The organism is Spirochaetota bacterium, from assembly GCA_026414805.1.
In the GTDB taxonomy this organism is placed as follows: domain Bacteria; phylum Spirochaetota; class UBA4802; order UBA4802; family UB4802; genus UBA4802.
Genome location: JAOAIH010000010.1, coordinates 35,262 through 59,513 on the forward strand (window position 1 = coordinate 35,262; position 24,252 = coordinate 59,513).

At 35.7% G+C, this 24,252-nt stretch carries 27 protein-coding genes; 6 read left to right on the top strand and 21 right to left on the bottom strand.

The features are described 5' to 3' along the window. Positions 1-2: 2 nt before the first annotated feature. The 4 genes from N3F66_03630 to N3F66_03645 all read right to left on the bottom strand — a co-directional run bounded on the left by N3F66_03630 (position 3) and on the right by N3F66_03645 (position 6,327). A complete protein-coding gene (locus N3F66_03630) occupies positions 3-1,220 on the bottom strand; it encodes an aspartate aminotransferase family protein (protein ID MCX8123238.1) in 1,218 nt (405 codons plus the stop codon). Between the two features lie 100 nt (positions 1,221-1,320). Beyond that, positions 1,321-2,166, bottom strand: coding sequence for a hypothetical protein (locus N3F66_03635; protein MCX8123239.1), 846 nt, complete (start codon positions 2,164-2,166; stop codon positions 1,321-1,323). 186 nt (positions 2,167-2,352) lie between these two features. Next, the gene (locus N3F66_03640) at positions 2,353-4,851 is read right to left on the bottom strand and encodes a transporter substrate-binding domain-containing protein (GenBank protein MCX8123240.1); all 2,499 of its coding nucleotides are present in this window, start codon (positions 4,849-4,851) and stop codon (positions 2,353-2,355) included. Between the two features lie 192 nt (positions 4,852-5,043). After that, the gene (locus tag N3F66_03645; GenBank protein MCX8123241.1) at positions 5,044-6,327 is read right to left on the bottom strand and encodes a hypothetical protein; all 1,284 of its coding nucleotides are present in this window, start codon (positions 6,325-6,327) and stop codon (positions 5,044-5,046) included. 169 nt (positions 6,328-6,496) lie between these two features. On the opposite strand from N3F66_03645, the gene N3F66_03650 reads away from it, so the two are divergent. Both N3F66_03650 and N3F66_03655 read left to right on the top strand, forming a co-directional pair. Beyond that, the gene (locus tag N3F66_03650) at positions 6,497-6,889 is read left to right on the top strand and encodes a HEPN domain-containing protein (GenBank protein MCX8123242.1); all 393 of its coding nucleotides are present in this window, start codon (positions 6,497-6,499) and stop codon (positions 6,887-6,889) included. Beyond that, positions 6,837-7,181, top strand: a complete 345-nt coding sequence (locus tag N3F66_03655; GenBank protein MCX8123243.1) for a nucleotidyltransferase domain-containing protein — start codon at positions 6,837-6,839, stop codon at positions 7,179-7,181. Before N3F66_03650 ends, N3F66_03655 begins: the two co-directional genes overlap by 53 nt. Positions 7,182-7,188: 7 nt before the next feature. Here N3F66_03655 and N3F66_03660 read toward each other — a convergent pair whose 3' ends face one another. From N3F66_03660 to N3F66_03675, 4 genes are all read right to left on the bottom strand, one after another. Further along, positions 7,189-7,899, bottom strand: coding sequence for an ABC transporter ATP-binding protein (locus N3F66_03660; GenBank protein MCX8123244.1), 711 nt, complete (start codon positions 7,897-7,899; stop codon positions 7,189-7,191). Positions 7,900-7,914: 15 nt separating this feature from the next. Further along, on the bottom strand, positions 7,915-9,159 hold the full coding sequence (locus N3F66_03665) for an ABC transporter permease (protein ID MCX8123245.1): 1,245 nt from the start codon (positions 9,157-9,159) through the stop codon (positions 7,915-7,917). A gap of 15 nt (positions 9,160-9,174) precedes the next feature. After that, positions 9,175-10,413: an ABC transporter permease gene (locus N3F66_03670; protein ID MCX8123246.1), complete on the bottom strand. Its 1,239-nt coding sequence runs from the start codon at positions 10,411-10,413 to the stop codon at positions 9,175-9,177. Between the two features lie 135 nt (positions 10,414-10,548). Further along, the gene (locus tag N3F66_03675) at positions 10,549-11,295 is read right to left on the bottom strand and encodes an outer membrane lipoprotein-sorting protein (protein MCX8123247.1); all 747 of its coding nucleotides are present in this window, start codon (positions 11,293-11,295) and stop codon (positions 10,549-10,551) included. A 265-nt stretch (positions 11,296-11,560) separates the two neighbouring features. On the opposite strand from N3F66_03675, the gene N3F66_03680 reads away from it, so the two are divergent. Beyond that, positions 11,561-12,988: a hypothetical protein gene (locus tag N3F66_03680; protein ID MCX8123248.1), complete on the top strand. Its 1,428-nt coding sequence runs from the start codon at positions 11,561-11,563 to the stop codon at positions 12,986-12,988. A gap of 149 nt (positions 12,989-13,137) precedes the next feature. Further along, positions 13,138-13,437, top strand: a complete 300-nt coding sequence (locus N3F66_03685) for a SpoVG family protein (protein ID MCX8123249.1) — start codon at positions 13,138-13,140, stop codon at positions 13,435-13,437. Positions 13,438-13,603: 166 nt separating this feature from the next. Here the strand turns inward: N3F66_03685 and N3F66_03690 are convergent, their stop codons facing one another. Beyond that, on the bottom strand, positions 13,604-13,918 hold the full coding sequence (locus tag N3F66_03690; GenBank protein MCX8123250.1) for a hypothetical protein: 315 nt from the start codon (positions 13,916-13,918) through the stop codon (positions 13,604-13,606). A 114-nt stretch (positions 13,919-14,032) separates the two neighbouring features. Continuing rightward, a complete protein-coding gene (locus tag N3F66_03695) occupies positions 14,033-14,488 on the bottom strand; it encodes a hypothetical protein (GenBank protein MCX8123251.1) in 456 nt (151 codons plus the stop codon). A 336-nt stretch (positions 14,489-14,824) separates the two neighbouring features. Here N3F66_03695 and N3F66_03700 point away from each other — a divergent pair, with 336 nt between their 5' ends. Continuing rightward, the gene (locus N3F66_03700; protein ID MCX8123252.1) at positions 14,825-15,349 is read left to right on the top strand and encodes a hypothetical protein; all 525 of its coding nucleotides are present in this window, start codon (positions 14,825-14,827) and stop codon (positions 15,347-15,349) included. 6 nt (positions 15,350-15,355) lie between these two features. Continuing rightward, entirely contained in the window at positions 15,356-15,646 is a 291-nt protein-coding gene (locus tag N3F66_03705) for a hypothetical protein (GenBank protein ID MCX8123253.1), read from the top strand. A gap of 5 nt (positions 15,647-15,651) precedes the next feature. Here the strand turns inward: N3F66_03705 and N3F66_03710 are convergent, their stop codons facing one another. The 11 genes from N3F66_03710 to N3F66_03760 all read right to left on the bottom strand — a co-directional run. Then, positions 15,652-16,053 (bottom strand): hypothetical protein, encoded by a 402-nt coding sequence (locus tag N3F66_03710; protein ID MCX8123254.1) that lies wholly within the window; start codon positions 16,051-16,053, stop codon positions 15,652-15,654. A 91-nt stretch (positions 16,054-16,144) separates the two neighbouring features. Beyond that, positions 16,145-16,405, bottom strand: a complete 261-nt coding sequence (locus N3F66_03715; GenBank protein ID MCX8123255.1) for a hypothetical protein — start codon at positions 16,403-16,405, stop codon at positions 16,145-16,147. Between the two features lie 212 nt (positions 16,406-16,617). Next, entirely contained in the window at positions 16,618-17,685 is a 1,068-nt protein-coding gene (locus N3F66_03720) for a chemotaxis response regulator protein-glutamate methylesterase (GenBank protein ID MCX8123256.1), read from the bottom strand. Next, complete coding sequence (locus N3F66_03725; protein ID MCX8123257.1) at positions 17,678-18,244, bottom strand: chemotaxis protein CheD; 567 nt, start codon at positions 18,242-18,244, stop codon at positions 17,678-17,680. The genes N3F66_03720 and N3F66_03725 overlap by 8 nt, the downstream gene beginning before the upstream one ends. Positions 18,245-18,281: 37 nt before the next feature. Further along, positions 18,282-19,094: a protein-glutamate O-methyltransferase CheR gene (locus tag N3F66_03730; protein ID MCX8123258.1), complete on the bottom strand. Its 813-nt coding sequence runs from the start codon at positions 19,092-19,094 to the stop codon at positions 18,282-18,284. Positions 19,095-19,097: 3 nt separating this feature from the next. After that, the gene (locus N3F66_03735; GenBank protein MCX8123259.1) at positions 19,098-19,661 is read right to left on the bottom strand and encodes a hypothetical protein; all 564 of its coding nucleotides are present in this window, start codon (positions 19,659-19,661) and stop codon (positions 19,098-19,100) included. A gap of 28 nt (positions 19,662-19,689) precedes the next feature. After that, complete coding sequence (locus N3F66_03740) at positions 19,690-20,178, bottom strand: chemotaxis protein CheW (protein MCX8123260.1); 489 nt, start codon at positions 20,176-20,178, stop codon at positions 19,690-19,692. Between the two features lie 10 nt (positions 20,179-20,188). Continuing rightward, positions 20,189-20,560: a response regulator gene (locus N3F66_03745; GenBank protein ID MCX8123261.1), complete on the bottom strand. Its 372-nt coding sequence runs from the start codon at positions 20,558-20,560 to the stop codon at positions 20,189-20,191. Between the two features lie 55 nt (positions 20,561-20,615). Next, complete coding sequence (locus tag N3F66_03750; GenBank protein ID MCX8123262.1) at positions 20,616-20,870, bottom strand: STAS domain-containing protein; 255 nt, start codon at positions 20,868-20,870, stop codon at positions 20,616-20,618. Between the two features lie 9 nt (positions 20,871-20,879). Next, positions 20,880-22,601, bottom strand: coding sequence for a hypothetical protein (locus tag N3F66_03755; protein MCX8123263.1), 1,722 nt, complete (start codon positions 22,599-22,601; stop codon positions 20,880-20,882). Between the two features lie 36 nt (positions 22,602-22,637). Continuing rightward, a partial coding sequence (locus tag N3F66_03760) for a chemotaxis protein CheA (GenBank protein ID MCX8123264.1) occupies positions 22,638-24,252 on the bottom strand: 1,615 nt, incomplete at its 5' end.

Genomic DNA, 24,252 nt, shown 5'->3' on the forward strand with positions numbered 1-24,252 from the left:
TACTATGACAAAGCTTTTAATGACTTCTCTACAGCAGCAATAACTAAATCAGCTTCTCTCTGTGTTATTATCAATGGTGGCAAGAACTGAATCACTCTGGGATCATTGCCTGAATACACCACATACACTCCATTATCAAATAACAGTTTAACCATAAAAAGAGCTGTCGTTTCATCAGCAAATGCAAGCCCCATCATCAATCCTAAGCCTCGTACCGAAAATGATGATTTTGAATACTGTGAAGAAAGTGCAGTGAGTTTTTTTATAAAATACTGTGCCATTTTGTTAACATGACTAAGTAAGGAGCTATCGCACATATCCAAAACCGCCATGGCTGCAAAGCAGCCAATTTCACTGCCACCAAATGTAGAAATATGGATGAAAGGATTTTCCTTGAAAAAGAACGCATAGTCTTCTTTATATATAGTTGCGGTTATTGGATAAATGCCACCGCTCATTCCCTTGCCCAATACCACAATGTCAGGTACCACATCAAAGTGCTCAAAACCCCATAGCTTGCCTGTGCGCCCAAAACCTGTTTGAACTTCATCAATGATTAAAAGCGCACCTTTTGAATGACAAAACTCAGACACTTTTTTAAAGTAATCTTTATCAGGAACAACAATACCCAATGTAGCTGGAATTGTTTCTAAAATTACAGCAGCGGTTTGTTCATCTATAACTGCTTTCATTGCTTCAATATCATTGAACGGTACTTGTAAAAAACCTGGAGCAAGTGGTTCAAACGGCTTTTTAAATTTTTCATCACCCGCGGCAAGAGCAAATCCCGTATGCCCATGATAGCCTCCAACTGCAGAAATTATCTTTGGACGACCTGTTACTGCACGTGCAATCTTAATTGCAGTATCTATTGCCTCGCCACCCGATACACCATACACCACTTGATTCAACCCAGCAGGCATGGTAGCAGCCAATTTTTGTGCAAGCATTGCCTTAGGCTGACTTATTAAATGGTGGTTGCCAATATCATACCGCTGCATAGCTTTTTTTACGGCATCCATTATTTTTTTATTGCGATGCCCTACGTTAAACACACCACCATTGCAATGGCAGTTTATATAGCGCTTACCCGTAATATCATATATAAACACTCCTTGGCGTTTATGTGGTACCAGCGCAATATCATACTTTTTGTACATCAAAACCTTTCCTGGCGAAACAAACCGTGCATACAAATCCATTATTTTTTCTTTATTCACTGGCTCCTCCATATTTTTATACTACATCACAGCATTATATATGTCAAAAGCATTTTTTTATTATGCGATAGTTACTTTATAAAAAGTACTAAGACGACTATCAGTAACTTTGTTCCACACCAAACGCTCCCCTGCCTGGTAGTGGAATAAATTCATATTCAGGGTACAAATGCTTCAATGCAGTGGCAACTTGTTTTGCAGTAAAAAGTGTTGCTTTCACACCGCGCCCAATATAGTTTGATCCAGCATCAACAAGGAATTGCTTTTTACCATCTACGATTGCATTGCATTTAATGTGGCCACCATGTGTGGGATTGAATGCATACTCCTCCTGTTCAAGGTAGTGATGTGTCACTTCGTGTGGTTTGGTGCCAGCTGAATAAAATTTTGGCCTGTGTGATGCAATCCCTGCTACCGAGGCCAAATACGTGATGTGCTCACCAGGCCGTAATGAATCAAGCCAGAACTTGAACTTATCATGGCATACACGCTCAATATTACGCCGCTCTTTATATCGCCCTATCCTGAAAAACTGCTGAATAGGTACAAAAATTGCCTTTAGATTATCATTCTTGTAGTAGTCAATAATCTGTTCTGGTACAAAAGTGTTTTTTACAAATTGCTCTATTTGTATTGATAATTCGGGATGGTTTTTATATAGTGGCCAGTCATACACAATTTTCAAAGCTTTATTTGATACAGGACTATTTGCAAAGGAAGAACGCGACTGATAGAATATATCATCTTTTGTAGGATATATAATTCCTTCGATAGCAATAAAACTGTGATTTTTATAATCAATAACATTTTTAAGAATAATCCCACCATCACAATATGACGAAAAAATACCCTGCTGTTGCTTATCAGATAAAGAATTAATTCTTAAAAGTATTGTTCCTTCTTTAATATTGTCAATTGCTTCTATTCTTTCCCAGTATGATTCCATACGCTGTTTACCATAAATTTACTAATGCTATGAAAGCAAAGAGGCTACTAATAGCTATAATGTTAGGTGAAGATATGTATATTAATATGAGTCAATTGGAATATCAAAAATTTATACATCCTTTTGCACATCAGTGCTCTAATTATTCACACCATTGATGAAGAAATACTGTAAAAAATCCTAAAATTATCCATATAATGCTTTAATTAAAGCCAGTCGCAAATCATCAAGTGTAAAAGGTTTTATTAGATACCATGAAAACCCATACTGAGCATAATCGGCTATTGCACTGTTATCAGCATAACCGCTCATAACAATACCTTTTAAATTTTCGTGAATTTTTTTCATCTGCGCATAAGCATCCACACCACTCATGCTACCTGGTATTGTTACATCAACCAAAACACAATCAAAAGGATGAGCTTCTTTTGATTTGAGTATTTTACCAATAGCGTCATCACTCCTTGTTGCAGTATCATAGGTACACCCTAATATATCCAGCATCCCTGATGTAACCTCAAGTATTTCCTGCCTATCATCAAGTATAAGAACATGCGCCTTGATTGAATCAATTGCAGTATAATTTGTTTCATCAATAGCAGATTTTGATCCTGTCATTGGCAGATACACTGTAAAAGAGGCACCTTTATCCGATGATGAAACCATAATAGTTCCACCATGCTGCCGTATAATCGATAGCGAGGTAGTCAGCCCTAAGCCTGTTCCTTTTTCTTTTGTAGTAAAATACGGATCAAAAATTTTATTTATATGTTCACTGGCTATTCCCTCCCCGGTATCTGAAAACTGAATCATGATATATTTGCCTTCTGGTAGTCGTAATACATTTGGTTTATTATTTATACTTTTAACGGTAACCGTTAATACACCTGTATTATTCATTGCCTGCACAGCATTTAAAGCTAAATTCCTGAATACATGTGAAAGCTGATGTTCATCAAATTCAAAATTTTCTATTGAATTATCAATATCATAATCAACCCTAACACTACTGCCATGAGTTACAAAATCTACCGTTTCATGAATCAGCTGTACAATATTGCCTGTTTTTTTAATTGGTTTTCCACCTTTTGCATACGTCAATAATTGTGATGTCAATGATTGTGCAGATTTAACAGATTTTTTAATGCCTTCAAGTATATCTACAACATTATTAAATGTATTATTTTTTGTAAGTATTTGTTGTGCTATTTCAGCATTCCCCATAATAGCTGTAAGGATATTATTAAAATCATGGGCAATACCAGCAGCAAGTATTCCTAATGATTCAAATTGCTGCAACTTAATAAGCTCATTTTGCATTGAAAGCATTTCGGTTATGTCCCTTATGACAGTAACAACACCAATAACAGTATTTTCTATCATGATGGGAGATGAAACAACGGAAACGTCGAATTCCTTATTTTTACATTTGCATTTAAGATGATAATAAGTAACAACCCTTTTTAACTGTACAGCTTCACTGCAAGGATGCACCTGTTTATGAGTTGATATTTCAGAAAAAGTAATCAAAGAACTAATATCTTTACCCAATGATATTGTATTTTCAAACAAAATATCTGCCTGCTTATTTGAAAGTATAATATTACCTTCTGTATCTGTGCTTATAAATGCATCACCAATTGATTGAATTGTTATAAGTAACCTTTCTTTTTCAAGTACCAATTGTTCCTGAGTTTTTTTATGCCAGTACAACTCATTGTTCAACTGCTCAGTTTTAATCTTAACCTGCCTGCGTAATAACGCATTCCAAGCAACGATGCCTATAATAATAAATAAACCACCAGCTAGCAAGGCTGCTATAACATACCAAAATTCTTTTTCATAATACACGGGCTTTGGAGCAAGTGAAATCCATTTTCTGTAAATAATACTTCTTTTAGACTCAGGAATAGAATCAAGAGCTTTGGAAATTATAGAGAAAAGCATGGGGTTATCATTACGAACTCCAATGCACAAATTCCAGTCATACCCCACATAGCCAGCAACACGTAAATTAGTAATGCTGTATGTATCAATCAAATATGAAACCGTTGACAGAGATATTACCATTGCATCAAATTCACCAAAAGCCAGTTTCATTAATCCTTCAGTTTCATTTTTTACAAGATCAAATTTTATCTGGGGATTCTTCTTCAAAATGTAATCTACAACAGCATACCCTTTCACTGCGGTTACATGAAGTCCGGTCAAATCTTTTAAGGCAAGTACTCTTGTATCGGATTTTCGTGTAACTATCACATTAGGAATACGCACATACGGTTTTGTGAAGCGCAAGTACAAGTGGCGCTCCGGGACATCCTGTATTGACAATACCATATCAACATTTCGTTCTTTGGCTGCTTGCAAAACTTCAGCCCATGACCCAATATTGGCAATTGTAAACTTTAGTGCTGTTTTTGTAGCTATCTCTTTTAAATAATCATGACTCAACCCAATAAAATTGCCATCATGATCGGTAAAATCAATTGGCGGGTAGTCGGGGCAAGGAGCTGCAATAATTGGTTTTTGTAATAAAGATATGTATTGTTTTTCTTCAGGAGTAAGGTATAAAGAATTATTATTTTCCCAAGAACAAGTTGTGATAAATAATACCGTTAGTATGCACACCACACCATACCAACATGTAGATACACTTGCTGCAAAGCATTTCAATTTATATGCCATACAATAGTGGATGTACAATACATCCTGGAAATTTTCAATATTAATTTATATTTATTATTTTCATAATTTTACAAAATATTCTTTTCTATTCCTTATTGTAGGAAACATAAACTGAATACCTACTACTTACGCAGCATGTACTTGCAACATAGCAAGATTGCAATAGTCTACATCTGTATATCACTTCAATCACTAAAAGTAATATTTCAGTTCACCTGCAATTAGAGATTTATTATCAAATGAATTGAAATCAGTGGAGCCCTTTCCAGTAACTATCGCATACAATACATACAATGTAATATCACAATTTTCTATGATATTATATACTATATTAGGAATAATCATAATTCCATGCCCCTGGACATCAATAATAGTTGTTACACTCCCGCTAAAAAGTGATGCACCTGAAAAACCTGTTGAAACACCAGCATAATGAGCATTATACGTTAAAAAATTATATGCAAGGTTTTTATAACGCTCTTCATTCATACCAAATAACAAACTTTCATAATACGCATTTTGTAATTCAGGATTTTTTGAAAGACAATTGCCATTATAAAAATACTCAGCCAAAAAATTTATTCCACATTCAAATGAATACTCATACCCTGCTCCTGCAATAAAGTACATGGTATTGCCATCCTTTGTACCAAGAATACTTCCTTTAAGCAATCCATCATAAAGGACAGTTGACACATCCACACCACTAACAATTCTTTGCATAATTTTTCCACACAAAACCGCAACGTCTGTACCACCGATAACTATCTTATTGCGCAAAAGATATACAGAATTTGAAAAACTTTCACTGGATAAATCATCATTTTTTCGCTGAGGCACATATACAAAACTAACTTCAAAAAAAGGAGCTGGATATAGTTCAAAACGCATTGCATCCACTCCTTTTGCTTCTTCGGCTCCCTCAAATGCCAGCGGCGAAATAGGATTAACAATATCAAGTGGATTCCAGATTTTACCACTGCCAAATCGTACAAGTTGTCTGCCAATAGTTACAGTAGATTTACCTGAAATTATTTTTACAAACGCCCGATGAAGTTTGAGGCGATAGTACAAGCTGTCATTGCTGTAATCATAATGTTCTGTGTATAATTGATTATATGAGTATCCAATCCACATTGTGGTAAAGTTTGGGCTATGTGTATAGTTAGAAATAATACATTCATTATCGATATCAGCATGTAACAGAATATTGTTAGTGATATCAATATCTGGAGACAGGCGAAACCTATTAACATCCGTCAATAACAGCTTTTCTTTCCTTAAATAATCCTTTGTATAATACTCACTTGTTTTATACCCAATGAAAAGATTTTTGTAATAGCCATTGAGTGTAAACGCTTTATCATCATTTTGATCGTTGGTCTTTGCACACAATGATGAATGAAATCCAAGTAAAAGAATTGCAGAACAAAAAATGATAATTGTGAAAAAAATACTATATCCTTGCCTGGCCACTATTATTCCTCTATTGGATTTTGCAATCTATAACATCTGTGTTTTATGTAGTTGTCAATATATAAAGAAATTATTGCTTGATTACAATGGAAAAATTTAGTATATTACCATTTGTTTATCAAGTAACAATACAAATATAAAAAAAATCAATCTGCTCCAAGGATATCCTATGAATAGATGGAATGATTGGTACCAACAGGGTCTAAGAGATTTAAAGAAAGCAAAGCTTGACTTTGACTATGATTATTATGAATGGGCATGTTTTAGCTGCCAACAAGCTTCAGAAAAAGTTTTAAAAGCACTAGCATTACACCACGGCCTTACTGTTTGGGGACATGCTCTCAATGAAATAATTAATGTACTATCAAAAAAAATAGAAATACCTGAAGAAATAAAAGAAAACGCCAAGCTATTAGATATTTATTATATACCCACTCGCTATCCTAATGGATTTGCAGCTGGTAAACCATCAGATTACTTTACAAAAAAGCATGCACAGGAGGCATTAAATGCGGCAGATAGTATCATCAGATTCTGTCAAAGTATTTTCAATAAACAGTAATGAGGTGATTAACACTGTGGCTCAGGTAAGCAAAAAAGCAAAGCTCAATTTCCCCGAAATTGAAGAGATCTGGCTTTTTGGTTCCTTTGCCAAAGGACAAGCTACAGGTTTAAGCGATATTGATATTCTGGTAATAGCTGACACCGCCATTACAAATCCTATTGATCGCATAAAGCCGTATTACGTTTTTTTTGCTAATTGTCTCCACCTTGCCTGCGATGTACTTGTTATCCGCCCTGAAGAAAAGTTTATGTATAGTGATATGCTCAAAGATGCAATACAATTGGCATGATTATATTTCAAATTTTATTTTTTTTCTTTATCATTCTATCCTTCACTATTACACCATCAGCTATTTGTATTAGCCTTCTGGCACGCTTCATCACCATTGGATCATGAGTAGAAAAAAGAAAAGTAATTTGCTTTTCTTTATTCAAATGTTCCATTACGTCAAGCAGCGAAGCAGCTGTTTTCTGATCTACATTGGCAGTGGGTTCATCTGCCAGAACTATCGCCGGGTTTGCCACAATTGCGCGAGCAATTGCCACTCGCTGTTGCTGCCCACCAGAAAGCTCGTGTGGAAAACGGTGCATTTCATTTTGCAAGCCTACAAGTGTTAGCACTTCAGCCGCTTTTTCTTTCTGGTAACTATCGCCCATACCCTGTAGCAAAAGAATGTACTCAACATTTTCACGCACAGTCAGCACCGGTATAAGATTATACGCCTGAAATATAAAGCCAATCTTAAATAGGCGCAAGCGCGATAGCTCCTTAGACGAAAGCTTTGAAATATCAGTCCCTTCAATATGCACACTCCCCTTGGTTGGATAATCCAATCCACCAATGCAGTTGAGCAAAGTGGTTTTACCCGAACCCGAAGGCCCGGCAATTGCAGCAAATTCACCTTTGTGCAAAGTAAGATTAACTCCACGCAGAGCATGCACCACCTGCCCATCTAGGTGATAATCTTTTATACAATGTTCAACCTTAATTATTTCCTTATCATTCATGGTGCTATCCTTGTATTACATAAAATGCAATGCATCAATAGGTTTAATGTTTGCTGCCTTATATGCCGGATATACTGATGCAAGAATTGTATTGCCAAATACAATGATTGTAGCTACTACAACATTTGTCATAGTGATAAACGGATAGATCACAGTGCCCGTACCCCACACCCGCATTGACTGGCTATAGAATGCAAAGTTTAAACCTGTTGTCCCGGTTAATCCTACCAGAAGTAGAGTGATAAGCAAGCCTGCACATATACCAATAGCACCAATGCAGCATGCCTCAAATATCACAAAACTTGCCACCCATAATGGAGAAGTACCAATTGATTTCATTATTCCGATTTCCCGATAGCGTTCCATAATTGCCATAATCATTGTGTTGGCAATAGTGAAAATTATTGATATGAATATGATTGCAAGAAACACATACATCATAGTGTCAAAAAGCTTAATAGCTCGTACAATGTTTGGTGCCATCTGTTTCCAAGTAAGCACTTCAAGGCTGTCATTCCTGGGTGCATGTAATGCATAAGCTACACTTTGTGCATACTCTTTATCAGTGCAGCGCACTGTTATTTCTGATACTGCATTGCCCAGGCCTGTTATGATCTGTGCAGTACGTATACCAATGTACACTACATATTTGTCAAAACTTTCAATTGGCGACTGAAACAAACCCTTCACAATAAAGGCATGACCTGCAAGAACACCACTCTTATCCTGTAGCATCAGCACACACTTATCGCCAACGTTTAGCCCCAACTTTTGCGCAAGTGAGCGCGATATGAGTATTTCATTTGTTGAGCTATCGCCAATATAGTTACTTAGATTTTTTCCCGCGTATTCATAAATATTGGAAACACATTTTTCTTTTTCAGGTTCAATTCCCAGCACCAGTACACCCTGACTGCTTCGGCTTGATTGTACCATTGCCTCAAATTTCACTCTAAGTGCAGTGCAGCGCACGCCTGGTATGGTATTAATTTTGCCAATAGTCCCATCGGGAACAAACGAAAGCAATAGATTCATATCATTAAAAAATCCTTTTTTATGCACTGCCACATGACCAAGCGAAGTGTTAATTGTATTTTCTAGCATCTGCCGGTTAAATCCGTTCATGATTGCCATCGAAAACATCATCACTACAAGACCCACAACAATGGAAGAGGCAACTATCGCAGATCGGCGCTTATTTCTGAATACATTACGCCAGCTAATAAGAATAATCGTTTTTATATTCTGCATAGTATTCATAATCCTATAACTCACTTATATATGACGTATTGCTTCCACAGGATGAAGCTTTGCCGCACGCCGTGCAGGAAAAATACAAAAAAACAATGACACCCCAAGCGTAATGATCGAAGTAGTTATAATATTGGCGATAGTTACTGTGGCAGGAAATATGGTTGTGGAAATACCCCACACTGCAATCTCATCTGCAAACTGTGAGTAATCAATTGGATGCACAGTGAAGTAATACGAAATGGAAACACCCAGTGCAACACCCAGTACAACACCAATCACTGTAATGTAAAAAGTCTCGGTAAGTATTAGCGCAATAATTTGCTGCGGAGTAGTACCCACTGCTTTCATTATGCCAAGCTCACGTGTTCGCTCATAAACTGACATCTGGATAGTATTCAATATTCCAAATGCCACAACTAAAAAGAGCATCAGGTCAAAAAGGAAACCGCTGACATCGTCCATGACAATAAATTGCACTAGCTCTGGCATGAGTTTTTCCCACCCAAGAACTTCAAACTGAATTCCAAGTTTATTGGAAAGGGCCTCAACAATATCATCAACAGCATCAATTGTTGTGGCACGGATAACAATCGCGTGCACGTATCCCATCATACTAAATGTTTCATCAGCCTGCTTCATGGGCATTTGAAGTAAAAATTTATCATATTCAGGATTGCCACTTTTGAATATACCAACAACTACAAGGTGTTCGGCTGCAATTGAGCCATCAAAACCCTGCGAAATAATTGCAACAGTATCGCCAATATTGACTTTAAGATTTTCTGCAAGTGTTGCACCAATCACTGCGTGTGTAGTATCACTATCGTTCAAATAGCGGCCATGTACAATCGTTGTATGAAGTTGTGATACCTTTATTTCAGATGAAGGCTCAACACCCTGAATCATAACACCTTTGGTAGTTGCACCTTTTGCAATGAGCGCATCGCACATGATGCGTGTACAATATGCCTGAATAATAGGAATAGTATTAAGCACTGTTTTAATCTTTGTATCACTGAAAAAAGCGTAGTCTATAGTTTTATTTTCCCAGTAGCCATTTTCATGTATATGTATGTGTCCCATTACCATTCCGGTAGCATCTTCTATCATCCGGTCATGCCCACCCTTTGCAAATGCGTTGAGCAAAATAATCATGGCACAACCCACAATAACAGTTAAAAGCGTGAGTATGGTACGACGTTTGTTGCGCCACACATTACGCCATGCTAACGTGCTTATAATTGCTACATCTCTTTTCACATTTATTCGTTTAGAAATTATATAATAAATCTTTATTATTCAAGAATAAGTTTTTACACATCATTTCAGAAATATAGATACTGAATCAAGTTCAGGATGACTTATGTTGGTGCATATATGTAAAGAATACAACCTTCACTTTCGCTGTAAATTTTGAAACGAAAATATTGATTGTGGAATTTCATTGTCAAACTGAATATCCAGTATTTCCATTTTTGTAAATCGATCTGGCTGAGCTATCGTTTTCATTATATACACTGTTGGGATTTCTCTTCCACCTATAGTTTTTATATCACTGCAAGTTAACACTTTTGTAATTTGATTATGTTCATCATAAAATTCCTGCCTCACAGGAAGCAATTTGTAAACACTCACATAATATACAATCTTACCCCACACTACTGCAGCATTAGGTTTTGGGATAAGTACTACTTTATAGCATTCAACACCATCAACTACCTCTTTGCCATCAAGTGTATGGGTATAATCATCAATAAGACTTGACTGTTTCACAATATCATCATTGGTAAAATCTGAACCCATCCATGACTGCAACATCATGGATGGTGCAATTTTTATAGTCTGCTGTAGCTTGGGCACATAATGCCACATGTTGTTATGTTGTAACAGAAAGCGGTTGCCAGCATCTTTTTTTGGTGCCAGAATTTCCGCAAATGACATTCGTTGTAACCTATTATCGTATGATACAAGCTTTAACGTACGCTCAAAACGTCGAGTTTTTATGGTGATAGCTACTGTGGATGTAGAAGTATTGCCACGAATTGCTTTTTCTGACTTCTCAATTATCTCTTTTGCAGATTGGCCAAATGTAATAGCAGAGGTAAAGCTAAAAAATAGAAATAACAGGAATATTCGTTTCATAGAATAACCTTGTATTTAGTTCTGGGATACATACATGAATGTATTAGTTTACCTTTTTTAGGTCAAGCATTTAAATCAACAATATTGTTTTTATATCGAAACACCTAGATGTACTAGGACGTGCGCTGCATGGTAACTAAAACTCATTTAGTTAAAAAATACATTGTTAAAATAAAATAATTGACATTGATAGATTCCAAGCACTATCAAAATAAAAATCAGTGTTTGTATTCATTGAAATTTCATAGTTATAAAGGAATTACTAATGAAAAGCAGTAAAAATATTATATTCACATTCATAAACAGTATTGCCATAATTATTCTTCCTTTGTTGATAGTATTTTCTGTAATCTATGTATTAATTACCTCACCATTTTTATACTCAACAATTCTTAAACGTACAGACATTGTTACTGTGTTCATTCAAGCTAAAAATTTTGAAATAACTCAATCTATTCAAAAAGAAATTGATAATCAGGTTGGACTGGCCTCATATGTGCTTACATATCAAGCAATAAAAAATCAATATGAAGAAGCAAAAAAAGCTTATGACATAATTAATAAAACTTCTGAATACGAAAGCCTTACCAAACAGTATGACGAGGTGAAAAAAATTGCATATCAAGATGTAAAAGGGATTTATAAGGATGAAGACACATTTAAGAAAAATAAAGAAGCAGAATTACAAAAGATTAAAAATCAGATTGAATTAATTAAACTATACAGGGATGAACATAAAAGTGATATTGAAGCCGCAGAAAATAAACTTGAAGAATTAGAAGAAAAATTTGAGGATGCTCAGGAAGAATATAATGATAAACAGCAAGAAGCAAACGATATTATCCAAAAACATCGCAATACCTTTGCTGCTCAACTCAATGATGATCTTGATATAATTAAGCCTATACTCACAAAAATAATCAATGAAAAGCTCATTGATGAGAACATTATACCACTTATTGAGAAATATATTACATTCTTTACTTCGTATGATTCAATCAAATCCAGATACATATTAGAACTGATCGATAGCGCTGATCCATTACATCCCAAAAAGGTTACTCAGATTTTATTGCCCGATATTACTATTAGCCTATGGACACAGGAAAATGGTATAAAAAAACACATACTAAGCGACATACTAGTACAGGAAATTAAAAAAGCGCCGGGTATAAAAAACAGAATATTCCTTACCACTGCACTTTCATTAGCAGACACTACAATAGGGGAGTTGTTTGGCCAGGGCTATCTTACAAAGGTAGGAGTATGGATTGACAATGGTGTTATATATAAACACAATATTGTGCTATCTGGTAGTACTGCAGAAACGGCAATTACCATCATAAAGATTCTATCATATGCAAAATATTTAGTGTATATAACTATCGCCCTCCTAATTGTATATGTATTCTATATGGCATTCTCACCAGCAGAAAAGATTACAAAACGCATATGGCTAACTCGAATCTTAGTTTACCCATCTATTATATTAGTCATTATTGCACTATTGGGCATAGTGCTGCCATTATACGCAATTAACCCTTCGGAATCACTTTCACATATTTCAGCTTACATCATACGAGCAATTGCATTCAACACGGCGTTGTGTATTCTACTACCAGTTATAGCTATTTTTACAGTTTTAGGTGTAAGTGGACTGATTATAAAAAAGCTCTATTTATATAAAACATAACCTTTGCCAGTAACTATCGCCTATTTTATTCATAGCTTTAAAGTGCATACATGTATTCCAGTTTTTCCCTAAAAAATAATTTGCTTGACGTGTAATACTGTCATATTGTATAATTTACAAAATTATACATACGGTATGGTGGTGATCACATGAACGACATTATTACCGAAGTTAGGGTGTTTCCCAAGGACAATTTGGGGAAAACTCTGGGGTTTGCCAACATCACTTTGTTAGACAAATTTGTTGTTAAAAATTTGCGTATAGTGAAAGGCGACAAAGGCATTTTTATTGGCATGCCTTCCAACAAGCGCAAAAATGGTGAGTACATTGACCTGTTTTTTCCTATTACTCAGGAAGCGCGGGACATGATCACGCACGCAATAATTGACAAATATAACGAAGTGATGAATACCAGCTACTCAGTTGAGAACAAGATCAAGAAAGCATAGTAAGTAGCCCCCTTCGGAAACCGTGAAGTTGCAACCACACTATACAGAGTGCGGTGTTTTGTGTTTAGGTGGGTTTAAAAAAGTTACTCATTGTAATTTTTATAAGCGATAGCTCATATACTACACTATTGCCATGGATCTAATCATGCAGAAATTCTATATATTATTAATCCTGCCGTAAGCGATTGAATACCTGCCGTACAAAATTGGTCATACGTGTCAACACCAACGTACTGATAATAATATCAAAAAGAACCGGTATTTTTAATCCAGTGCCCCTGAATACATGTAACACATCAACTTTGTAGCATAGGAAAAATGCAGCAAGTAATATTATGACATCTCGGGTGGCTTCAACAGCACGTGTCATTTTCACATCACGGAAGGCTGACATGGAGAAAATAGCCATTACAGCTGCTTCAAGGATAATTGCCATGACAAAAAGATTAATTATGTTCTGGATAAGCACATCGCCATTCATAAGGGGAAGACCTCCTTTTCTTTAGATAAACACCATCCTTTGGTACATCGCGCTTATTGTACCAGTATTGAGTTGTGTATGTCAATAAAATTTTATTTTTAGGTTGTTTGGGGGCTACTGGGGTGTTTTTTGTAGTATTTGGGGCGGTGGTCCCCAGTAAAAATGGCAACAGGGTATCCCATCTTCTAGAAAAAACCCAAAAGTATAACCACTACAACGATAGTTATCGGTATTATCATCTTTACTAAGTGCATCTAAAAAATCAAAAAGATAATTATCAACACAATATGCAATAACTCGTGCCAGGGACATCTTGGTAACCTTCCTCACATCCATTAAAAATTCATACTCATGCTCATACAAGAACAAATGGACACGTTTCCACACATCCTGATGCCTTTGCCTATACCTCAATCGCGTATACCCTTTTACAGGCATGGTTTTATACGATATGACATAGTTTATAAAATTAACAATAAAAGTGTGAAGCGATAGCTTATTGCGTTGTGCATGCTTTTTCAGTACATCCAGATGATTGCGCGAAATACACGTAGTGGTTTCTATAGTCATACTATACTCCCAAAGTATTTTTTTACATATAAATTAACAATTTAATCATTTTTGCAAGCATATTCCGATTGTAACAAAAAATTTAATCACACTTCAAATACAATACAGGCGACATAAAAATATTGACGCTATACCATGGATTCTGTTATGGTGATAATAGGTGGTGAGTAGTTCTATTATGAAGTTGCATTTTTAGTCTCAATAACATATTTTTAACGATTATACCTAGTGTGGCCATTATTAGTATTTGCAAGTGTAACTCAAAATGTACTATTACATTTTATTTGTAAATGTTACAACTATTACAACCGATACTATAATCACGGAGTATTCCTTATGAAAAATACTGTTGCACTATTTATATGCATATTGGCGATAGCAACCGCTATCTCTTGTGGTGATCAGTCTTCCAGTTCTTCAAGCAGTGCCTTCAAGATACAACCAGGCGATGTAAACACCTTTACTACAACTTTGACGGGAAAAGGAACAAGTTTTAATGTTACTTTTGGTGCTAATACCTATAACCCTTCAACCTCTGATGATTATGCCATTATTATATCAAATGTCAACTCTACAGGAAATGTGGGTATTGCATTTGGAACAAATCCAAAATCAAATAGAAGCTTTAAGGTTTTTATTTATTTTCCATCATCATTTCCACCACCAACAACAACATATTCTGGAACAGTAACAGTAATTGAAAATGGTGTAAAGTACACTAACTCTTCAGCAACTATCAATATCTCAAGCATTTCTGGTCCAGATAGCAATAATTGTTACACAATAGATATAGATGACATTACTGTAGATGTAGGGAAAACTTTAAGCTTTACCTCACTAAAAGCATACCTGGTACAATAACACTCTATGGTAACAGTAGAAAACAACACTATCATCATACACTGCGAAAAAGCCACTCCTGATGACAAGATGGAAGTAGAATATGCTGTGGAGCGGTTACTACGCGCTGGTGCTACTGTTATCTATTTTGATTTATCAAAAACTATCTACCTGCCATCTACGCTTATGGGGTATTTGATGTGGAAAAAGCAGGAACTCCAAAAACAGGGCAAAGATATTCAGATAATATCCATGAGCGCTTCATTAAAAAAAGTATTTGAGGATATGCGCCTACTTGATTTTTTTGGAATAAAATAATTTATTTATAATTTAAATTCATCAAGTTTAAAAATATCCATGTAATCCCACTTACGGTATGCCATTGCGTATATATTTTGATTAGTCACATAGTAAAGCATGCTTTCTTCATACTGCAGCGTTGCAAAAATTGGAATAAGATTTTTATCATTATATTCTTCAAAAAGAAATTTAAACCTTGATAGATTGTTTTGCTTGAAGTCATCTACACTATGCTTGCGCATAGTAGTTTTCACTTCAATAAGGAATACTTCATGATTGCTTACCGCTATTACATCAAATTCATCCTTTACCCCGTCTTTTTTTCGTGTAATATTCATCATTGTTGTCATTAATTCGCATTTAAAATAATTTTCTATCACCGGGCGCGTTGCAGGGTAGATTATATTTTTAACAATAGTGCCCATTTAATTTGCAAGTTCATCCCATTGTTTGTTCATTTGGCGGCGTTCCTGCTTCATTTCATTTTAAATTCTTTCATCTCATCTTTGAAATCTTTCATTTCATTAACCAACATATTGAATTTTCTCTATCGTCTTTTCTTAACTGTTTTGATTCATCTAAAAATGTCTTTACCTGTTCAGTAACTATTGCAATTGTTCTTTTAAGTTTATTCACATCATTTGAAATATGATCATTCTCAACATGGCTTAGCATAAAAAGATTGTATACCTTGCTAAACTCAAGGCCAACTGTACGTGTAAATTCTTCAAAAGCTGTTTCTAATCTGTTTATACGAATTTCATTCTTTTCCATCAAATTACACTTCTTTCCATAAATATCGCTATGCTTCTTTTATAGTATTTGATTACTAAAATAGTAACTCTAATAGTAACTGTCGAAAAGAAAATCAATACTTTTCGTTAATTATTACCATGTATTATTTTTAAAGGCATTTTGCCAGGCAAAAGCTAAGCATTCTATCTGTAGACTACCATGTTAAGAATTGACTTTGTTACTAAAGGTATTATTTATAAATTATTTATATATGCAATCATTTGTTCAATATTCATTACTTTTTGTGCCGCACCGCGCTTAATAGCTTCGCGTGGCATACCAAACACAACTGATGAAGCCTCATCCTGTGCAATTGTCACACCACCTGCTTGTAGTATTTCACCCAACCCTTCAGCGCCATCAGCGCCCATTCCTGTGCATAAAATACCTACACTTTTGCTTACTACCTGCGCTACCGAGCGGAATAGTACGTCCACAGAGGGTTTATGCCTGTTGACTGGAGGCCCATCATTTATTTCCACAAAGTAGCCGTTGGAATCTGCACGCACCAGCATATGGCGATTCCCCGGTGCAATGAGTGCTGTGCCTCTGTACAGCCTGTCACCATTCTGCGCTTCTTTTACATATAGCTTTGAATTATTGTTTACTCTATTTGCAAATGCTTCGGTAAATTTTTCTGGCATATGCTGCACTATGGCGATTGCCGGTACATTTTCATGAAGGCTACCTAAAATTTTTGCAATGACTTCAGTACCACCTGTGGAAGCACCTAGGGCTATGATGACATCACTATGAGTAGTTCGCACCTTGGAAACTGTTTTTGGCAATATTATATCTGCACTGAACTTTTCTTCAATTTCAATTGCTTTTTCCCTGCTGTGCGCAGTAAACCGATCCGATTTTATTTCCGCTGCAGTTATGACTTTATCCCGCAACTCAGTTGCAAAGCGTTCCCATTCCTGCGTATCATCAGAACGTGGTTTTAAAATAAAATCAACCGCACCGTATTCCAATGCTTTTATGGTTTGTACTGCACCTTTATCAGTGAATGCGCTCACCATTATTACCGGCATGGGGTTTGCTATCATGAGCTTTCGCAAAAACGTTAAACCATCCATGCGTGGCATTTCAATATCAAGCGTCAATACATCAGGAGCAAGCTGCTTAATTTTATTTACAGCAATATAGGGGTCTAAAGCGGTTCCAACAACTTCAATTTTATTTGATGCGTTAAGAATATCGGTTAATGTTTTGCGCATTACCGCAGAATCATCAACCACTAATACCTTTATTTTATCCAACTATTGATAACTCCGTTGTAAAAGTTGTATCTTTTTCGTCAACCTTGGTTAATTGTTTACAATAAACCCTTCCCGATTCAACGTCAAAGACCACTTTACGGGCAACTGTTCCACCCACATCTTCACTTACAATAGGAATATCGGCCATTTCCAGTAATATCTTTGCAATTCTTACATTCATATTACAGATCCCATACTGCGTAGTTTGATAATCCAGAACTTTCCCGCCACCAAATATCTTAGCAACTATATTTTTTCTCTGGCCATACTGCTCCATCTGGGCAATAAGATTTTCAATTGCCCTTGTGCCATATTTCAGTAGTTCTTTCTGTTCATCGTCATCAACAGTCATTTTATGCTTTGTATGTTTCTGCACCACTTTACCTGGCAATACAAAGTGATTCATACCTCCTACCTTGTTAACAGGATCGTACAGGCATACAGCCACACACGAACCAAGCAATGTCCCTATATATTCATCTTTATTGCTAACATAACAGTCACCGGGATACAGCACTTTTAAGGGCTTCTTTAATTTATGCGAATTTCGTATATACATGGACTACCTCTTGAAACATCAGCAATGTGTCTATATGTTATCGTTTTTGATATACTGAATGGGCTACATAATGGAAAGGAAGATTGGCGCTTACTATCGCTTCAGCATACCCTAAGAAAAGATAGCCACCTTTTGGTAAATAATCATAAAATTTTTTTAATACTTTTGATTGTACATCTTTATCAAAATAAATCATGACATTTCGGCAAAAAATTATATCAAAATGCCCTTTAAGGCGATAGCTCTCATCAAGCAAATTCAGGTGCTGAAAAGAAATTTTTTCTTTAAGAAAGTTTTTGACTTTTGCATATCCAGTATACTGATCTTTTCCTTTTAAAAAATATTTTTTTAAAAGACTAACATCAAGTGTTTGTACAGCTTCAAGTGGGTAAATGCCGTTTTGTGCGGTGTGAAGCACTTTAGTGTCAATGTCAGTGGCAATAATAGTAAATTGTTTTTTGAAATTGCTCTCATATAACACAATGGCAATGCTGTAGGCTTCTTCGCCAGTTGAGCAACCTGCGCTCCAGATAACAATATTTTTATGCGATAGCTCCTGTTCAACAATCCGCTGCAATATAGAAAAATGTTCACGTTCCCTGAAGAATTCTGTTTTGTTAGTGGTGATACAATTTATTAAGTTTTCAATTTCATCATCATAATTGTCTCTAAGGTAATCGCAATACTCTTCATAGCGGTGCATGCCCAACTCACGCATTCTGCGAAGTAGGCGCGATTGCACCAGCGCACGTTTCATTTCAGAAAGCTTTATCCCTGATTCTTTATATACAATATTTCTGATATAATCAAAATCCTGCTGACTTAACTGTTGATAAAAAGTAGTATTCATACATTATTCAAATAGGATTACATTACCGTATTGAACTTTGTCATTCAATACTTTATCAATAAACTCTTTTTCCATTTTTATAAATTCTGATATGGTGTCATTTGCTTCAACTAGATAGCGATGCACTTTCCCTGTATCGCAAAAGAAATATATTTTGCGGCGATAGTTGCCTCCAATATCAATAGCTTCCAGCGACATATTTTCATTATTGCAATATTCAGTGATAAAATCAGTTGTATATTTTTGATTATAGGATGTACCAATACCACCAAACACTTTAACAACAAAATTTTTACGATCAGCACCTAATTTAACCATTTCACCAATGATATGTTCCATAAAGTTTATGTTGTAACTATATATCTCATCTTTCTTCATCTGTAATGCTGATAATACTGGAAGCAAACAATGCCCCATTCCACCAATTTTCTTTATTGGGTCATGCAAACACACCACAAAACAACTCCCTACAATAGTCGAAAGTATCAAGTCTGCTGCTGCATGATACTCTCCCGGAACTAATATGTTCACAGGTTTTTTTAACGTAGCATCAATTACATGTATCATAGCATTGCTATCTCACAGTAGCATTATATTAAGCTGTCTTAATATTAGCCAGTTCCTCTGAAGTTAAAAGTTTATCAACATCAAGAATAATTACCAGGTTATCGTCTATCTGCCCTATCCCTTTAATATAATCAGTGGAAATATGTGCGGTAAAGTGTATGGTATCCTGAATTTTATTGACCGGTATAGTGACAACATCCTGAACTGAATCAACTATCATCCCAATCAGCTTACCTTTCACTTCAGTAATGATGATAACCGTAAATGCATTATACTCCATTTCTTCCATCCCTATTTTTTTGCGCATGTCAATAACCGGTACCACCGAACCACGCAAGTTTATCACCCCTTTCATAAAAGGAAGCGTGTTTGGAACATGAGTGATATGAGTCATACCAATAATTTCTTGCACCTTCAATACTTCAATACCATAGGTTTCATTTCCAATAACAAAGGTTACAAATTGCTCAGCCATAGCGGTATCTGCCTTTTCTATCGTTGTATTTTCAATATTCATACTTTGCCCCCTATCGTAAAAATTTATGAACAACTGATTTAAGCTGTTCAGGCTTAAATGGCTTAATCATCCAGCCTGACGCACCGGATTTTTTGCCTTCTTGAATCTTTTCTTCCTCAGCTTCAGTTGTGAGCACTATAACAGGTGTAAATTTATCATTTTCCCTGAATTTTTTTATGAATGTTATTCCATCCATCTGTGGCATATTAATATCAACAATACACATTGCTATTTCTTCACCTTTATCTGTTAAATCTTTAATCTTGTTCAATGCATCCTGCCCATTTTCAGCATGAACCATTCCATACCCTAAATCCTTTAATGTAAATTCCACACTTGTACGTATAGTTGGTGAATCATCAATAATCACTATATGTTTCATACTCTAGTCCCCTCTTGTACAAATATATAACATTAAGACTGCATATACAAATAATTCATCGTATAACACCACACAATTTTAACTGCTTCTTTATTGTATCGTTTACCCCTTTAAATTTAACTGTTTTATTTTGTTGCTTAGCTGTTTTTAAAAGAGATAAAATCACCTGCACAACTGACAAATCCAGTCGCTTGGATTTTGTAAAATCCAGCACTATGTCCTTTTCAGCTCTTAAAATTGCAGCCACTTCATCAGCAAACTGTTTTATGTGTTTTACATTTACAAATTCATCAATTTCAATTATATACATGGCAACCTCCTAAAATACAATGACGCGATCTTCAGTTTTCCTTGTTGAATACTCTTTTAAAAGAGAAACCAGCATCTGTCCTTTGTATTCATTGGCATAGAGTGCTTCAATTGTCTCTATAGTTTTATCAAGCTGCTTTGCATCAAATAATTCCCTAGAAGCTCCTGCATCATCAAGCACTTGACATAATGTTTTAAGATTATCTTCAATATTCCTGAAGGCATCCACCTGCTCTAACTTTTCACTCAAAAATTGTTGTAATGCATTCACATTCCGTTCAATCTGCTGTGAAATATCAATGTAATATTTTTTTGATTCATACAGTTTTAATGAAACCTTTTTCAAATTTGCAACACAATTCTGTAAAATGGTATCCTGTACTGACATGGCCTGTTCATACAACTTGTACGTGGATTCCATAGTGCCAATAACATCTTTGTATAGATTTTCTGATTCCTCAACAATTTTCTTTATTTTCTTTGGCATGATGCTTATATCTGAAAGGGAACTTGCAATAGTCTTCTGCAACTCTCTATGGCGAGCAAGCTCAATACGCGTTAACATGTTTACCACATCAAACTTTCTCACAACATCTTGTATTTTATTAAAAAAATCCTGAAATTTACGAAGTTGAGCCAGCACATCACCAGACACACCAAGCAAAAAAGCTTTCTTTTCCAATATTTCTTCAAGATACCTTACCGTTTCTTGCTGCAACACATCCAATGAATTATACACTTTATCAATGTTAAACTCGGTTCCATCAAATACTGATTCATATGTTTTTGTATATTCATGAGCTATCGCCTCAACACTGTTCTTCATTGTGGAAATTCCATCATGTGCACTTGTATACAAATGGACAAAATCATTTTGAAGCGACAGTACCTTTTGATACATTCCCCACAAAATAATATCAGCGTGATCTTCGCTGATGCCAAATTCCTCAAGAGCCTCAAGTGCAAATAATATTTTTTCAATATCCTGTCGTACAATATCTTCAACCTGAAACTCCTGCAACAATCCACTTATTCCACTATTTAACTGATCAGCAAAGCTCACAATAGATTCAACATTGTGTGACAACGATTTCTGATGGCTTATAATGTCCTGTATTGAATTATTAAGTTTGATCTGTAAATGCGTGAGATAGTTCTCAACAATAGCATCAACTGTCTGACACGTATTGTTAAATTTTATTCTCAACTGGTGTAAATAATCTATTATTTCCTGAAATTCAGATGAAACATCATTTACCATATCAGCTAAATGTGACATCTCCACTGCAATAGTTGTCAGTGTGGAGCCCTCTTCTCCCGCTTTAATGGAAATTATCATGGTATTTTTTGCATATAGATCAATTGCTTCAACTGCATCCAGTATCATTGCAACACTGTTACTTAATGTCAGCGTTTTGTTAATGGCTTCCTCAACCTCTCTATTTGTTGCTCTGTCAGCAATCATATACTTAACTACAGTATCAATATACCCATTTATTTCATCTTTTGTGCCCAGAATTACATCATGTAAAAAAGTATCAGGAATATTTTCCTCAGTGGTGTAAAAATAATATATATATGGCTTGATCATGGTGAAAAATTCATCAATGCGTTTATTAATAATGGTAAAACGTTGAATTAACTCAGAAAAAAGAGAACCTATGCTGCCCTTCAATTCCTTGAGGTATGCATAATGATCACTTATTGACTTATGGTAGGCAGTTAAATTCATCACCATATCCTGCTTGTATCATCTTGTATCATATTGTTAAGAACTGATAAACCCATGTACATCTATTATCAGGGCGATAGTTCCATCACCCAATATGGCAGCACCAGAGATTGCTCTTGAAGAAGTTATTTCTCTATCTAAGCTTTTAATTACTATTTGCTGCTGACCAATTAATTCATCAACCACAAGCCCTAACGCTTTGCCCTGCGATTCAACTATCACCACAAGTCCATCCCATGGATTTTCAATTGTTAGCGGAAGGTTAAATTCTTTGTGGAGCCGCAACAATGGCACATATTCCCCTCTAACGTGGACCACTTCGCCTTTATTTTCCACCGTTTTTATATCTTTCATTGTTGGTTTGATGCTTTCGACTATAGAAAGAATTGGTATAATAAATGTTTCCTGTGCCACTTTTACCAGCATCCCATCAATAATAGCAAGTGTCAATGGAAGTTTTATTGTAAATCGTGCCCCTTTATCTGGTTCAGAGAATATTTCAACACTGCCGCGCAGAGCTTCAATATTGGTCTTGACAACATCAAGGCCAACACCTCTTCCTGAAAGGTCACCCACACTTTCCGCTGTTGAAAAACCCGGTGCAAAAAGCAAATCATATATCTTTGCATCAGGGACATCCTCATTTTTACCAATCACACCTGTTGCAATGGCTTTCTGTAATACCCTCTGTTTATCGATACCACAGCCATCATCAGAAACTTCAATGAATATATTGCCTTCCTGATGATATGCCTTTAGCATCACAGCACCTTCCCGCGGTTTCCCTTTTGCTTCCCTTTCTTCAGGGGATTCAATACCATGATCTATCGCATTACGAATTAAATGCTTTAACGGGTCACTGATGCGTTCAATGACAGTTTTATCAATTTCTGTATCGCCACCTGCTATTTCCAAGTGAATAGTTTTCCCATGTGCTTTTGCGGTATCGCGTATAAAACGCCGGTACTGCTCAAAAACTGGCCCAATCGGTACCATGCGTATGCGCATCAGATGCTCCTGAAATTCACGGATGATACGATCAACACCATATAAGGCATTATTTAAACGATATGCCTTTTCATCTTCAATCTCTTCGGCAATACGTTTTACTCCAGAAAATCCAATGACCATTTCACCAAGTAAATTCATGAGGCTATCAACTTTTTTTGCATCAACTCTGAGTGTCGAAGTACTCAAATGTTTCTTTATATTTTCCTGTTCTTTTAATGCCAGTGAGACATCATTTTCCTCAATATATCCCTTGGTAACAGCTATCTCCCCAACCTTCTTCTTTGTCTTTTCATGCTCACTGAGAACATCTTCATATTCTTGTTCGGTCAGCATTCCTTTTGACAACAACAACTCACCTAACTTTGGCACATCCTCAATGACTGGTTGAGCAACATAATTTTTTGTAACATCAGTGATTATGATTTCATTGTCATCACGAACAAAAATAAACACATCATCCAGAGCTTCTTCTTTGCTCTTTGTTTTGAGAATAACATCCCACCAAATATAACATTTCTCAGAGTCTAGATTGTCAAGTAGTGGGACATCATTTCGATTAACACGCAATTCAGTAATCATACCAAGCGAGGCAAGATCTTCCATTATAATCAGTGGATCAATACCGGATTTAAATATGTCC

Bases quoted from the DNA above. Each gene is read 5' to 3' on its own strand.
- N3F66_03635 (MCX8123239.1), bottom strand. From the start codon at position 2,166: ATGGAATCATACTGGGAAAGAATAGAAGCAATTGACAATATTAAAGAA.
- N3F66_03640 (MCX8123240.1), bottom strand. From the start codon at position 4,851: ATGGCATATAAATTGAAATGCTTTGCAGCAAGTGTATCTACATGTTGG.
- N3F66_03650 (MCX8123242.1), top strand. From the start codon at position 6,497: ATGAATAGATGGAATGATTGGTACCAACAGGGTCTAAGAGATTTAAAG.
- N3F66_03655 (MCX8123243.1), top strand. From the start codon at position 6,837: ATGCGGCAGATAGTATCATCAGATTCTGTCAAAGTATTTTCAATAAAC.
- N3F66_03660 (MCX8123244.1), bottom strand. From the start codon at position 7,899: ATGAATGATAAGGAAATAATTAAGGTTGAACATTGTATAAAAGATTAT.
- N3F66_03665 (MCX8123245.1), bottom strand. From the start codon at position 9,159: ATGAATACTATGCAGAATATAAAAACGATTATTCTTATTAGCTGGCGT.
- N3F66_03675 (MCX8123247.1), bottom strand. From the start codon at position 11,295: ATGAAACGAATATTCCTGTTATTTCTATTTTTTAGCTTTACCTCTGCT.
- N3F66_03680 (MCX8123248.1), top strand. From the start codon at position 11,561: ATGAAAAGCAGTAAAAATATTATATTCACATTCATAAACAGTATTGCC.
- N3F66_03685 (MCX8123249.1), top strand. From the start codon at position 13,138: ATGAACGACATTATTACCGAAGTTAGGGTGTTTCCCAAGGACAATTTG.
- N3F66_03690 (MCX8123250.1), bottom strand. From the start codon at position 13,918: ATGAATGGCGATGTGCTTATCCAGAACATAATTAATCTTTTTGTCATG.
- N3F66_03695 (MCX8123251.1), bottom strand. From the start codon at position 14,488: ATGACTATAGAAACCACTACGTGTATTTCGCGCAATCATCTGGATGTA.
- N3F66_03700 (MCX8123252.1), top strand. From the start codon at position 14,825: ATGAAAAATACTGTTGCACTATTTATATGCATATTGGCGATAGCAACC.
- N3F66_03705 (MCX8123253.1), top strand. From the start codon at position 15,356: ATGGTAACAGTAGAAAACAACACTATCATCATACACTGCGAAAAAGCC.
- N3F66_03710 (MCX8123254.1), bottom strand. From the start codon at position 16,053: ATGGGCACTATTGTTAAAAATATAATCTACCCTGCAACGCGCCCGGTG.
- N3F66_03725 (MCX8123257.1), bottom strand. From the start codon at position 18,244: ATGTATATACGAAATTCGCATAAATTAAAGAAGCCCTTAAAAGTGCTG.
- N3F66_03730 (MCX8123258.1), bottom strand. From the start codon at position 19,094: ATGAATACTACTTTTTATCAACAGTTAAGTCAGCAGGATTTTGATTAT.
- N3F66_03735 (MCX8123259.1), bottom strand. From the start codon at position 19,661: ATGATACATGTAATTGATGCTACGTTAAAAAAACCTGTGAACATATTA.
- N3F66_03740 (MCX8123260.1), bottom strand. From the start codon at position 20,178: ATGAATATTGAAAATACAACGATAGAAAAGGCAGATACCGCTATGGCT.
- N3F66_03745 (MCX8123261.1), bottom strand. From the start codon at position 20,560: ATGAAACATATAGTGATTATTGATGATTCACCAACTATACGTACAAGT.
- N3F66_03750 (MCX8123262.1), bottom strand. From the start codon at position 20,870: ATGTATATAATTGAAATTGATGAATTTGTAAATGTAAAACACATAAAA.
- N3F66_03755 (MCX8123263.1), bottom strand. From the start codon at position 22,601: ATGAATTTAACTGCCTACCATAAGTCAATAAGTGATCATTATGCATAC.